The organism is Achromobacter pestifer, assembly GCF_902859625.1.
Classification (GTDB): domain Bacteria; phylum Pseudomonadota; class Gammaproteobacteria; order Burkholderiales; family Burkholderiaceae_B; genus Achromobacter; species Achromobacter pestifer.
The window spans coordinates 1,275,042-1,287,215 of the sequence record NZ_CADIJX010000001.1 but is presented as its reverse complement, the minus strand read 5'-3'; the positions used below and the strand labels follow the sequence as shown (position 1 = coordinate 1,287,215).

Sequence of the window (12,174 nt, the reverse complement as noted above, 5' to 3'; positions counted from 1 at the left end):
CTGGCTACGCGGAGCAGGGAAAAGGACTTCATGTCTGGGTGGGGCAGATTACACATGCAACGTGCTTCTGGTCTGGGGAGAGCCTGGATTATTGCCGTTGGCAAGACAATCCCAATCGCCGAAAACAGCCGGTTTTTGGCGTTACTTATCCTCTATGTCGACGTCAAAGCGGCGACGGCGGGCATGCCGTTGCACTCGACGGGCGGCATTCCGCGAAATGTCGGGGTTTTTGGCGGTTTTTATCGGCTATGAAAGCGCGCGATCAGCGTTACGCTCTGTGCAACATTGGCGTCATGCCCCACCAGCAAGGAATCAGGTAATGGCTGTATCAGGCTTGTCCGGCATCGAAAGCATGCTCCAGCAGATGCGCACCGTCGTGAGCAAGGCGGAAACCGGCAATCTCGCCGCCGGGGAAATGGTCGGTCGGCCCGACGGTTTCGCCGCCGAATTGCAGCGCTCCATTCGCCGCGTGACGGCGGCTCAGAATGCGTCGTCCGCACAGGCCAAGGCCTTTGAGATGGGAGCGCCCGACATTTCGCTCAACGACGTGATCATCGACATGCAGAAAGCGAGTCTTGGCTTTCAGACGGCGGTGCAGGTGCGCAACAAGCTGGTTGCCGCCTACAAGGAAATCTCCTCGATGGCCGTTTGAGGCCAGGCAAGGAAACAGGGCCTTTCCGATGGAAAGGCCCTGAGCGGCATCAGTCGCGTTGCGCGCCTTTCTCCAGGCGCCACACCACTTTTTGCAGCCAGTTTTCCTGGCGCGCATCCAGATTCAAAAAGACAGCCCCGACGTGGCTCATTGGCGGTTCGCCGGTCAGTGACACGTGCCTGGGCACTTCGTCTTCCGGAGTGCCGGGCTGGATCATCGGTTGGCCCGAGATCGGGTAGACGTTGCGGACTTCCAGATTGGCGCTGAGTTTGCCCAATTCGCCGAAGTCCAGCTGCACATCCTCCATTATGGTCCCGCGTTCCGGCAGGACAGGCACTGCCAGTCCGACCCGCAGGCCCACGCCGTCCACCGAAAGATCACGCACCGTGAAGCTGTAGGGCTTCTCTTTCGGTGCGGGCTGCCAACTGGCCTGGCACTGATTGGCGCTGCCGGCCAGCGAGGCGCGGAACATCTTGCGCCGCTGGATCCGGGCCAGACGATCAGGGAAGGGCGACATCAGTGCCGCGCTGCCATCGTCGAAATGGATCACTTCGGGGCGCTGCACGCGAAAACGGATCTGCACGCCGCCGTAGGCGGTGGCGTGGAAATGAAAGGTGGTGCCGCTTAAGAGGCCCATGCTGTCCGACTGTTCAAAGTCGGCGCCGGCGTAGTCGCGCGGCCGCCAGAAGAATTGGCGGGTGTGTTTGTCAGCGCCAAGGACAAGCACGGCCATTTCACGATCCGCGGCATCGCGCACGAGGATGTGGCTGTCGGGGTGCGTCAGTTCAAACAAGGCTGAGCGCATGTCTTCCGGCCGGGTAAGCAGGAATTCCGGGTCGCTGGCATCCAACACGATGGTGGTCCTTAGAGAGTGAGATCAGGCGGGGGGGGCGGCATCGGGAAGCTCGCGCGATTCCAGGCGGTAGAGCCAGGCCAGCAATTCTGCCACCGCTACGTACAGTTGGGGTGGAATATGTGCGTCCAGGTCCACTTGCATGAGCAAACCCACCAATTCACGGGACTCGTGCACGTACAAACCGTTCTCTTCGGCAGCGCGGACGATGGTGTCGGCCAACTGGCCGTAGCCTTTGGCGACGACGCGCGGGGCGCCATCCTTGTCGTCATAGGAAATGGCGACCGCCGCGTTGCGGTTGGCGTTGGGGCCATTGTCCTCGGTATAGGGGATGATGCTCATCAGTAGTCGGTCGGGAGGGCGGGGCGCGGGTCCGTCACGCTGACCGCCAGATTGCTCAGGGTCAGGCCCGCAGCCAGCAGGCGCGAGCGCAACTGGTCGGACGAATCATTGATTTCGGCGGCGGCAAGCGGCGCGACCAGTTGCAGGACGATCTGGTCGCCGGCCAGGTTCAGCCGGGCGTCCACCAGGCCAAGTCGCGGTAGGTCCAGCTTCAGGCGCGTGGCCCAGGTGGACGTCGCCGACTCGGGATCGCCACCGTAGGGGTCGCGTTCCACTTCCCATTCCATCGGCGTGCCGGGCCAGGCTTCGCCTTGCCAGGTCAGTGACTGATTGGCCAGCACTTCCAATTGCTGGCGCACCAGCACGGTCAAGTCCTGATGGATGCCTGCCACCGGGGTGCCCGGTGCCGACGTGGCCGGGGAGCCACTGCCTGCGGGCGCGTCGGCGCTTGCCCCGGCCCGTCCCGTCGTGGGCGCATCGCCCCGGCCGCGCGTGGCAGTTGCGTTCTGCGACGCGGCGTCCTTGCTCAGCTTGGCTTGCGGTTCATTTTGCAGCGACGAGGGATTGGTCCGGCCGAACACCATGTCGGTCAGATGTGATTCATAGAACAGGCCACTGGTTTGCAAGGCTTGACGCAGCGCCTGGCCCAGCAAGCGGGCGGATGGGCCGCTCGCGGCCAGCGATGCGTGGGTGGCGGCATCGGCTTGGCCAGCTGGCCGGGCAAGCTTGGCGGCTGCCGCGGCGTCCGCGCCGGCGGTAAGCGCGGCCGGCGTGGCGGGCAAGGTGGCGGTCGGCGTTGCGGGCGGCTGCGCGGGAGCTTGTCCCGCACCTGGCGCGGGCGGGGCGGCGGTCGGGGGCTGGCCCGATGTCTGGCCCGCAGCCTGGCCTTGGCCTGCATTGGCATTCCATATCGGTGCGCGTCCCTGCACGGCAGGGGCGGCCTCGGGGTACTGGGCCAGCAGCGCAAGAATCGTCCGGGCCGTCGTGCCTAGCGTGGTCGGAGCGGATGCCGTCGTGTCGCTGCTGGTGACGAGTCCGCGCGCGGCCAATGCAAGGGCCGCGGCCGTCTTGGCGTCGACAACGGTATTCTGGCGGTCGCCTCGGGCGCCGCCAGTCTGTATGCCTTGCCGGGGATCGCGGGTGGAGCCGTCGGATGACCCGGGCTTTTCCAGGCCACCGGGCTGACTGACCGCGTCTGGCCGTGCGCCAGAGACTTGGTTGGCGTTGGCGGCGGACATCGTCGTGCCAAGCACGGCGTCCAACCGCTGCACCAGGACGTTGCCGAGTGCGGCGGGACCTACGCTCATTCTTCAGGCGCCCGGTTGCCGTAGGCGGACAGCAGGGTTTGCTGGCGCTTCATGCGTCCCAGCAGCTCCCCCAGCCGAGCCAGCTGCGGCAAGGCCAGATCCCGCGTCAGTGCGTCGTTTTCCAGGATGCGCACGAGCAAGTCGTACTTCATGGCGCGCGCGGCGTCATCCAGGGGGATGGTGCGTTCGGTCACGCGCAGCCGTTCGACTTGTTCGCAATATTGCTGCCCATGAACCATCGCGCTATCCCAGTCGCCCGCCTGGGCGGCCGCAAGCATTTCGCCCGTGATGATGGCGATTTCCTGGTAGCGTTCCAGGATCGGAGTGGTGGGCTGGGTAAGGGACGTCATGGAAATCTCGGGCGTTTGCTGGCGGGCTGGGTTCGTTTGCGCCATGCCATCAAGGCTGTGTGCCGCCGATGGGGCGGTCGATGGAAGTTTGCCAAGCCTCAGCCAGATCCGCCAACAGGCGGTCAGCGATTTCAAGCTGCTCGGGGTCTGCCTTGAGATTCGCCATCAAAAGCGTGCGGACGATGTAGTCATAGAGGCGGGCGAGATTCGCGGCGATTTCCCCGCCTGCCTCCATGTTCAGTCCGGTCTTCAGGCCTTCGTCGACGATCTTGATCGCCTTCGAGATGGCCGCGCCGCGCTCCGTCACCCTGGCTTCCTGCATATGGATGCGGGCTTGCCCGATCGCTGCCCGGGCACCGAGGTACAGCAAGGAGATCAGCCGTTCCGGGCTGGCGCCCAAGATCTGCGTCTCCAGGCCGATATCGGCGTAGGATCGGACAGAATGAGAGCCAGTGGGGCGGCGGGCGGCGTAAGTCATTAATGCATCTTCTATAAATTACTTGGATTTAGCCAGGGCCGCGAACTGTTGAGTCAGGTAGTTGGCCGTGACAGTCTGCTGCGCCACGAACTTGTCCAGCGCGACGAACTGCGTGCGCATCAACGCCATCTGGGCGTTGCTGGATGTGGTGGCGCGGTCCAGCTGTTCTTTCACGTCGGCGATCGATTTGGTCAGGCCGTCCTTGCTGGCCTTGATCGAACCGTTGTCGCCCAGCACGTTGCCGGTGGCGGTGGCGAATTGAGCGGCCAGGCCATCCGTCGACGTCATCAGGCGTTTGACGTCAGCGGGGTTCTCGGCCAGTGCCTTGTCCAGCTTGGTCTGGTCCAGCTTCAGCTGGCCAGTCTTGGGATCGCTCGAAATGCCCAGATCCGCGATCGACGTCACGGTGCCTTGGCCCATGAAGACCTGCAAGGCGTTCGACATCGACGACTGGATGCCGCGCGTCGTGCCGTCGCCGGTCAGCGCCTGATTGGTTTCGGCGGTGATGTCGAAAGCCGTCAGCTTGGTGATCGTGCTTTGCAGTGCGTTGTAGGCGGCGACGAAGTCCTGCACGGCCTTGCTTGCCACGGACGTGTCGCTGTTCAGCTTCAGGGTGATGCTCTTGCCGACTTCCGTCTTGGCCGTCAGGTTCAGCGTCACGCCGTCAATCGCGGTCGAAATGGCGTTGCTGCCACTCTTGACCGTAATCCCGTTGATCTCGATTTCAGCATCAGCGGCCGCGGTTTGCTGCGTGAGCTTGGGGCTGGTGTCGGCGGGATCGGTGTTGTAGTTCAGAATGTTCTTGAGCTCGGGCGTGCCGGTGACGGTGATGCTTTTCACCGCCGCCTTTTCGCCCGTGTCCCTGGCGCTCAGCATCAGATAGCTTTCGCCATCGCCGTTCGTGATGATGGTGGCGCGCACGCCCGCCTTGTCATCCGCATTGATGGCTTTTGCGATGCCATTGAGCGACGTGTCGTCCAGGTTGACGGTGTGCTTGTCGCCATTGGCCAGTTCGATCTCGAACGAACCGGATGCGCCGTTGGACGTCTTGCGGTCGGCAACCACGCCGGACTGCAACGTCTGGGCAGCGGCCAGGTTTTTCACGGTGATCGCGTACTCACCCTTCGTGGCGCCATCGGCACCGACGGTCGCGTACAGGCCGTCGCCCGACACGGTGGCCTTGACGGCATCCATCGTCGACGACTTGCCCAGCAATTCGGCAGCCTTTTGCACGGCCTCGACGGCGCTTTGCACCTGGCCGAATGCGCTGACGCGAGCTTCATAGCTGGCTTGGCGAACCGAATAAAGGCTCAGCCGCTTGTCCTCAGCTGCTTGAAGATCCGTCAGGATCTTCTCCAGGGGCAAACCGGAAGTCGAACCGAGGTTGGTGATGGTGGCCATGTGAAATTCCTTTCTTGCGAAGCGATTCTGTCAAAAATACGGTGCCGGCGATTGGCCGGGTAAGGGCATAAGGCGGGCCTAATTCGGTGCTTCTCTCACGGATTGGCGCCAAAACAGGCGATAAACGCCGTTTTAAAGTCCGAATCAGGCTGTTGTTTTGATGCCATTGCCTTGCATGTTCACAATCATTTTGGCGATTTTCAGGACGGTTTCGCTCGGGATGGTGCGAATCACGTCACCCGTTTCCGCGTCCACGACCGACACCACAACCTGATGCACGTTGGGGTCTATCTCAAACTGGAGCTGTGTGGACCAGGCCTTCATCTGGTCGTTGATTTCGTCCAGCGCCTTGTCCAAAGGCAGCTTCTGTGAGTCTGATTGGTCCGACGTGGCGCTGTCGGAGGCTCCGCTGTTTGTCGCCGCCGCAGCGGGCGTGACGCTCACGGCCGGTTCGGCCACGGCGTGCGCCGGCGCAAGCGCGGCGGGCGCGAACGTAGCGGGTGCTAAGGGGGTTACGGCCATGATCACTCCAACGGCGATGTGGGCGTCTCGGAGGAACGCGCTGTTTTCAGGGAATTCTCAGCTACCATAACGGCATGCCCGCAGGGAACTTTAGCCCCCGGCCCGGCAGATGTTTCACGTGCTAAATAGTTCGGATCGGGCAATGAGTGTCAAGACGGCGCTGCGAGTCATCGAAATCATCGAAACCTTTGCCCGCGAAAAACGCGCGCTTCCCTTGTCGGAATTGGCACGCTTGCTGGATGTTCCGGTTTCCAGCTGCCTGGCCCTGATCCGCACCCTGACGGGCCTGGGTTACCTCTACGAAACGGGCCGGCGCCAGGGCTACTACCCGACGGGCCGCCTGTTGGCCATGGCTCAGCGCATCGCGCGAGCCGACCCCGTTCTGGATCGGGTTTATCCAAGCCTGGTTGAATTAAGGGACGCAACTCGCGAAACCGTTGTTTTCGCGAAGCTGACCCAAGATGCGCGGGTGGTCTATCTGGACGTGCTGGATTCACCACATACCATCCGATACGCACCCGTTGCCGGCGAATTCAAAGACGTTCATGCCAATTCGCTGGGAAAGGCCTTGATGTCGCTGATGGACGATTCCGCCCGCGACGCGATGCTGTCGGGCATGGCGATGACCCGCTACAACGAGCGCACGCTCGTGACGCCCCAGGCATTGCAAGACGATATCCAGCTGTCCCGGCAGCGGGGCTGGTTCATGAATAGCGGGGAATCCATCGCCGATGTGGGCGCCATTGCGTGGCCCGTCACCTTGTCGGGCGAGCGCTATGCGATTTCGGTGGGCGGCCCGATCTACAGGATCGAGCCGCAGCAGGAAGCCTATGCGCGCATCCTGCGCGCGGCATGCACCGCGCTGGAACAGCAGGCCTGAAGGGCGGCGGCGCCCGCCGCCGCCGCACTGCCGCTGGCGTCAGTACGACTTCGGCAGGCCCAGCACCTTTTCCGCGATGAAGCACATGATCAACTGCGGGCTGACCGGCGCGATGCGGGGGATGAAGCTCTCGCGCAGCAACCGTTCAACATGGTATTCCTTCGCGTAACCCATGCCGCCCAGCGTCATCACGGCAGTCTGGCAGGCGTTGTAGCCGGCTTCTGCCGCCAAGTACTTGGCGGTATTGGCGTAGGGGCCGCAAGGCAGGCCGGCGTCGTACAGGCTGGCCGCTTTGAATACCATCAAGTCCGCCGCTTCCAGCTGCATCCAGGCCTGGGCCAATGGATGTTGGATGCCTTGGTTCTGCCCGATGGGGCGACCAAACACCGTGCGTTCGCCTGCGTACTTCACGGCCCGGTCCAACGCGGCGCGGCCAATGCCCACCGCTTCCGCGGCGATCAAAATGCGTTCCGGGTTCAAGCCATGCAGGATGTATTCAAAGCCGCGGCCTTCCTCGCCGATGCGGTCGGCGACTGGAATGCGCAAGCCATCGATGAACAGCATGTTCGAGTCCACGGCCTTGCGGCCCATTTTCTCGATTTCCCGCACCTCGATCTTCTCGCGGTCCAGATCCGTGTAGAACAGCGACAGCCCTTGCGTGGGCTTGTCCACCTCGGACAGCGGGGTGGTTCGCGCCAGCAGCAGCATCTTGTTGGCCACCTGCGCCGTTGAAATCCAGATCTTGCGGCCATGCACCACGTACTCGTCGCCTTGGCGCACGGCGCGCGTGGACAGCTTGGTGGTGTCGAGTCCGGCGTCGGGTTCGGTCACGGCAAAGCAGGCCTTCTCGCGGCCGGCGATCAGCGGTTCCAGCCAGCGTGCGCGCTGTTCGTCGCTGCCGAACACCACGACGGGGTTCAGGCCGAAGATATTCATATGAACGGCCGACGCGCCGGTGAAGCCCGCGCCGGAGGCGGCGATGGTCTGCATCATCAGCGCGGCCTCGGTCATCCCCAGGCCAGCGCCGCCGTATTCCTGCGGCATGGCGATGCCCAGCCAGCCGTCGCGTGCCAGGTCAGCATGCAGCGGCTCGGGGAAGCCGCCTTCGCGGTCGCGTTCCAGCCAGTATTCGTCGGGGTAGCGGTCGCAGATGCGCGAAACGGCGTCGCGCAGCGCCAATTGCTCGGGGGTGAAGGCAAAGTCCATCAGTCGTTTCCATCTTGGGTAATGCCACGGGCGACCAGAGCGTCGATCCGGGCGGCGTCATAGCCGGCTTCAGCCAGCACCTCGCGGCTGTGCTGCCCCAGCTTGGGGGCGGGCCGGCGCAGGGATGTCGGCGTGCCTTGGTATTGGCCCAGCGGGGCGGTGGTGCGTATCCGGCCCTCGGAGGGGTGGTCCATTTCGCGGATGAAGCCGGTGGCCGCCAGGTGCTCGTCTTGCAGCAGGCCGTCCACCGTGTACAACTGCGAAGCGGGGATGTCCGCACGCGCCAGATCGTCCAGCCATTCCTGGCTGGTGCGCGTGCTGATCACCTCCGCGACAAAGGCGTAGACCTCGCTGATGTGCGCGGCTCGCGCCCCATGCGTGCAGAAGCGAGGGTCCCGTTCCAATTCCGGCCGGCCGATCAGGCCGAAGAAATTGCGCCAGTGTTTGTCGTTGTAGATCAGCAGGCAGATAAAGCCATCGGCCGTCGCGTAAGGCCGACGGTGCGGCGCCAGCAGGCGCGCATAGCCGGTTGGGCCCAGCGGGGGCTCGAAAGTGGCGCCACCCAGGTGGTCGCCCAGCACCAGATGCGCCATGCCTTCAAACATGGGGATCTCAACCTGCTGGCCGTGCCCGGAGGCCTTCGCGTGCAGCACCGCCGACACCAGGGCAATGCCCACATGCAGCCCAACTGCCCGATCCGCCAGCGTCAATGGCGCGTAGCGCGGCACGTCGCCGCTTTGCTGGGCCGAGAGGGCAGCGATGCCGGTCTGGCCCTGGATCAGATCATCGTAGGCCGGCCGGCCTGCATACGGGCCGGCTTCGCCAAAACCGTAGGCGCCCAGATAGACGATGCGTGGATTGCGCGCGGCCACCGTTTCGTACGACAGGCCCAAGCGGGCCATCGCCTGCGGCCGGATGTTGTAGAGCAGGGCGTCGCAGCTTTCGGCCAGTTGCAGGCAGGCGTCCAGGCCCTCGGGTGTTTTCAGATCCAGCACGATGGACCGCTTGTTGCGGTTCAGGTGCAGGTACAGGTGGCCCATGCCGGGGTTGCGCATGGGGCCAACGGCCCGCATGTTGTCACCGGCTGGCGATTCCACCTTGATCACGTCGGCACCCAGATCCGCCAGAATCTGGGTGGCGTAGGGGCCCATCACGACCGAACTCAGGTCCAGGATGCGCACGCCGGTCAACGGGCCCGCCGTGGGCATGGCTTCAGAAGCGGTCTGCTGCGTCATTGTTGCTCGATGCCTGCATCACGGATCAGCTTGCCCCACAGGTCGCGTTGTTCGCTGACGAATTGGGCGAACGCCTCGGGCGTGCTGGAAAAGGCGTCAAAGCCCAGGCCTGCCAGGCGCTTCTTCACTTCGGGCTTGGCCACCACCTGGTTGATCGCGGCGTTCAATTTGGCCACGACTTCGGGCGGCAGCCCGGCGGGGCCGAAGTAGCCGTTCCAGGAGTTCAGGTCGAAGTCCTGCACACCCGCTTCGGCCATGGATGGCAGGTCGGGCACGATGGAGCTGCGTTCGGCGGTGGACACGGCCAGCGCGCGCAATTGGCCCGACTGCACGAACGGCAGGCCAGAGGCCAGATCCGTGAACATGAAGTCCACCTGTCCGCCCACCACGTCCGTCAAACCTTGCGGTGTTCCTTTGTAGGGCACGTGCAGGATGTCGATCTTGGCACGGTCGGCCAACGTGGCGCCCGCGACGATGCCGGTGCTATTGCCGCTGGCATAGGTAATGCGGCCCGGGTTCTTGCGGGCGTCGGCCACCAGTTCGCCGACGTTCTTCCAGGGGCGCTTCGGGTTCACCACCAGGATGAAGGGCAGATTGCCACCCCGTGCGATCGGGGTGAAATCCTTGACGGGATCGTAGGGCACGTTCTTCATCAGCCACGGTGCGGCCGAATGGGACGTATTGGTCGTGACGAACAGGGTGTATCCATCCGGTTTGGCCCGCGCGACGTAGCTGGCCGCGATGGTGGCGTTGGCGCCGGGCTTGTTTTCGACGACGATCTGCTGGCCCAGGATGGCGGACAGCTCGGACCCGAAGATCCGGCCAACCGCGTCGGTGCCGGAACCGGCGGGGAAGGGCACGATCAGCGTGATCGGCTTATTGGGATAGTCGGCGGCGTGTGCGGCCGGGGCCGCCATCAAGGCCGCGCCGCTGATCAGCGCGGCGCCCAGCAGGCTTAGGTTTCGCATGGGTTGTCTCCAGTTTTTGTAGGGCAGGCGCGGCTCTGCGTCCGCTGCCTGTTGCTGCGCCGTCAGGCGGCAGCGGGTGAGGCCGGGAAATCGCGGATGACGCGATCGGGGGATTCTTCGTACGGGGGCGTGTAGATCACCAGCAGGCGCGCGGGTTCGTCGCTGGTCACCGTGAATACGTGGGGAATGTCGGGCGGGAAGTAGCAGCAATCGCCCGGGCCCATGTCGGCCCATTCGTCCTGGACCTGGGCGCGCGCAGTGCCCGAGATCAGATAACAGACCTGCTCAATGCCGGGGTGGGCGTGGGGCAGTGCACCCTTGCCCTTATCGATCACGCCCAGCAGCACTTCCACGCCACGCGCGCCCACTGTTTCCGGGCTGATCAGCCGGCGGTTCAGCGTGCCGGTGTGGTTGGCGGGGTGGTAGCCCGGAACGTCGGCCTCGCGGACCATCCAGCTTGGGGTGTGTTGCTGCGTCATGTTCATCCGTTTAAATTTTCATACATAAATTTATTTTCACGTATGAGAAAAACATCGGCAAGCGCTTTTTCGCCCGGGATACTATGCCGCGCCCTAGGGGATTAGGGAAAACACCGTGCACGGACTGCTAAAATCCAAGGCTGATCTCACTTCGTGCCCCCGCCATGTCCTCTGTTCGCGTACCTGACGCTTCCGCTTCCTTGTCCGATTGGCTCCAGTACCTGGAATCCATTCACGCCACCGCGATCGACATGGGCCTGGACCGCGTCCGCGAAGTCGCCGCGCGCATGGGGCTGGAATTGTCTGGCATCAAATTCGTTGTTGGCGGCACCAATGGCAAGGGCTCCACCTGTGCCATGTTGGAAGCGATCCTGTTGGCGGCGGGGTACAAGGTCGGGCTGTATACGTCCCCGCATCTGATCAATTTCAACGAACGTGCCCGCGTCAATGGCCAGATCGCCTCGGATGACGCCCTGATCGCCCAGTTCCAGGCGGTCGAGGCCGCCCGTGGCGAGGTCTCACTGACGTACTTTGAATTCACCACGCTGGCCATCCTGCGCCTGTTCTCGCAGTCGCGTCTGGATGCCGTCGTGCTGGAAGTTGGCCTGGGCGGCCGTCTGGACGCCGTCAACATCGTGGACGCCGATTGCGCCATCGTCACCAGCGTCGACCTTGATCACACCGACTGGTTGGGCGATACCCGCGAAAAAATCGGTTTTGAAAAGGCTCATATCTATCGTGCCGGTCGGCCTGCCATTTGCAGCGATCCGGTGCCGCCGCAATCGCTGCTGGACTACGTCGAGCAGATCGGCGCCGATCTTTGGCTGTTCGGACGCGACTTCAACTATTCCGGCGATCGCCAGCAATGGGCTTTCGGCGGCCGTGAACAGCGCCGTAGTGCGCTGGCCTATCCGGCGCTGCGCGGCGCCAATCAGTTGCTGAATGCATCGGCCGCCCTGGCCGCGCTGGAATCCGTGCGTGACCGTTTGCCGGTCCAGCAGCAGGCCGTGCGCCTGGGGCTGCTGCAAGCCTCGCTGCCGGGCCGTTTCCAGATCTTGCCGGGCCAGCCCGCCGTGATCCTGGATGTGGCGCACAATCCGCATGCCGCCGCCGTGCTGGCGCAGAACCTGGACAACATGGGGTTCCATCCTTATACCCACGCGGTGTTCGGCATGTTGAACGACAAGGACCTGGCGGGTGTGGTGGCCAAGCTGGGCACGCGCATCGACCACTGGTACTGCGCCGGGCTGCCTGGGCCGCGTGGCACGTCCGGCCAGGCGCTGGCCGATCAGGTTGCCGCTGCCTTGCCGCCATCGCCGGCCGGGGCCGAAAGCCCCAGCATTGCCGCCTACGCGGATCCCGCGCAAGCCTTCGCCGCGGCGCGCGAACGGGCGGTCGAGAATGATAGAATCGTGGTGTTTGGGTCGTTTCTCACCGTGGCCTCGGTTTTGCAGGCTCTGGGTCGCAAGGCGTAGGCAAATCGGGTTGTGGCGGCCCGCCG

Annotated in this window: 15 protein-coding genes; 4 read left to right on the top strand and 11 right to left on the bottom strand. The window is 63.8% G+C overall.

What is annotated here, in order from left to right:
• Nucleotides 1-54: 54 nt before the first annotated feature.
• Nucleotides 55-252 (top strand): hypothetical protein, encoded by a 198-nt coding sequence (locus tag HV753_RS05615; protein WP_175173401.1) that lies wholly within the window; start codon nt 55-57, stop codon nt 250-252.
• Nucleotides 253-319: 67 nt separating this feature from the next.
• Entirely contained in the window at nt 320-652 is a 333-nt protein-coding gene (gene fliE, locus HV753_RS05610; protein WP_175173400.1) for a flagellar hook-basal body complex protein FliE, read from the top strand.
• A 49-nt stretch (nt 653-701) separates the two neighbouring features.
• Here fliE and HV753_RS05605 read toward each other — a convergent pair whose 3' ends face one another.
• The 7 genes from HV753_RS05605 to HV753_RS05575 all read right to left on the bottom strand — a co-directional run bounded on the left by HV753_RS05605 (nt 702) and on the right by HV753_RS05575 (nt 5,905).
• Nucleotides 702-1,502, bottom strand: a complete 801-nt coding sequence (locus HV753_RS05605) for a flagellar brake protein (protein WP_175173693.1) — start codon at nt 1,500-1,502, stop codon at nt 702-704.
• A 27-nt stretch (nt 1,503-1,529) separates the two neighbouring features.
• Nucleotides 1,530-1,847 (bottom strand): EscU/YscU/HrcU family type III secretion system export apparatus switch protein, encoded by a 318-nt coding sequence (locus tag HV753_RS05600; protein ID WP_175173399.1) that lies wholly within the window; start codon nt 1,845-1,847, stop codon nt 1,530-1,532.
• Nucleotides 1,847-3,154: a flagellar hook-length control protein FliK gene (gene fliK, locus HV753_RS05595; protein ID WP_175173398.1), complete on the bottom strand. Its 1,308-nt coding sequence runs from the start codon at nt 3,152-3,154 to the stop codon at nt 1,847-1,849. Before fliK ends, HV753_RS05600 begins: the two co-directional genes overlap by 1 nt.
• Nucleotides 3,151-3,504, bottom strand: coding sequence for a flagellar protein FliT (locus tag HV753_RS05590; protein ID WP_175173397.1), 354 nt, complete (start codon nt 3,502-3,504; stop codon nt 3,151-3,153). The genes fliK and HV753_RS05590 overlap by 4 nt, the downstream gene beginning before the upstream one ends.
• 49 nt (nt 3,505-3,553) lie before the next feature.
• Nucleotides 3,554-3,982: a flagellar export chaperone FliS gene (gene fliS, locus HV753_RS05585; protein WP_175173396.1), complete on the bottom strand. Its 429-nt coding sequence runs from the start codon at nt 3,980-3,982 to the stop codon at nt 3,554-3,556.
• Between the two features lie 18 nt (nt 3,983-4,000).
• Nucleotides 4,001-5,383, bottom strand: a complete 1,383-nt coding sequence (gene fliD, locus HV753_RS05580; protein WP_175173395.1) for a flagellar filament capping protein FliD — start codon at nt 5,381-5,383, stop codon at nt 4,001-4,003.
• A 144-nt stretch (nt 5,384-5,527) separates the two neighbouring features.
• Nucleotides 5,528-5,905, bottom strand: a complete 378-nt coding sequence (locus HV753_RS05575; RefSeq protein ID WP_175173394.1) for a flagellar protein FlaG — start codon at nt 5,903-5,905, stop codon at nt 5,528-5,530.
• Between the two features lie 142 nt (nt 5,906-6,047).
• On the opposite strand from HV753_RS05575, the gene HV753_RS05570 reads away from it, so the two are divergent.
• On the top strand, nt 6,048-6,785 hold the full coding sequence (locus tag HV753_RS05570) for an IclR family transcriptional regulator (protein ID WP_175173393.1): 738 nt from the start codon (nt 6,048-6,050) through the stop codon (nt 6,783-6,785).
• Between the two features lie 39 nt (nt 6,786-6,824).
• Here the strand turns inward: HV753_RS05570 and HV753_RS05565 are convergent, their stop codons facing one another.
• From HV753_RS05565 to HV753_RS05550, 4 genes are all read right to left on the bottom strand, one after another.
• Nucleotides 6,825-7,991 (bottom strand): acyl-CoA dehydrogenase family protein, encoded by a 1,167-nt coding sequence (locus HV753_RS05565; protein WP_175173392.1) that lies wholly within the window; start codon nt 7,989-7,991, stop codon nt 6,825-6,827.
• Entirely contained in the window at nt 7,991-9,226 is a 1,236-nt protein-coding gene (locus HV753_RS05560; RefSeq protein WP_175173391.1) for a CaiB/BaiF CoA transferase family protein, read from the bottom strand. The genes HV753_RS05565 and HV753_RS05560 overlap by 1 nt, the downstream gene beginning before the upstream one ends.
• A complete protein-coding gene (locus tag HV753_RS05555; RefSeq protein WP_175173390.1) occupies nt 9,223-10,194 on the bottom strand; it encodes a Bug family tripartite tricarboxylate transporter substrate binding protein in 972 nt (323 codons plus the stop codon). Before HV753_RS05555 ends, HV753_RS05560 begins: the two co-directional genes overlap by 4 nt.
• Nucleotides 10,195-10,256: 62 nt before the next feature.
• A complete protein-coding gene (locus tag HV753_RS05550) occupies nt 10,257-10,673 on the bottom strand; it encodes a cupin domain-containing protein (protein WP_175173389.1) in 417 nt (138 codons plus the stop codon).
• 164 nt (nt 10,674-10,837) lie between these two features.
• Between HV753_RS05550 and folC the strand changes: the two genes are divergently transcribed.
• On the top strand, nt 10,838-12,148 hold the full coding sequence (gene folC, locus HV753_RS05545) for a bifunctional tetrahydrofolate synthase/dihydrofolate synthase (RefSeq protein ID WP_175173388.1): 1,311 nt from the start codon (nt 10,838-10,840) through the stop codon (nt 12,146-12,148).
• Nucleotides 12,149-12,174: the final 26 nt, after the last annotated feature.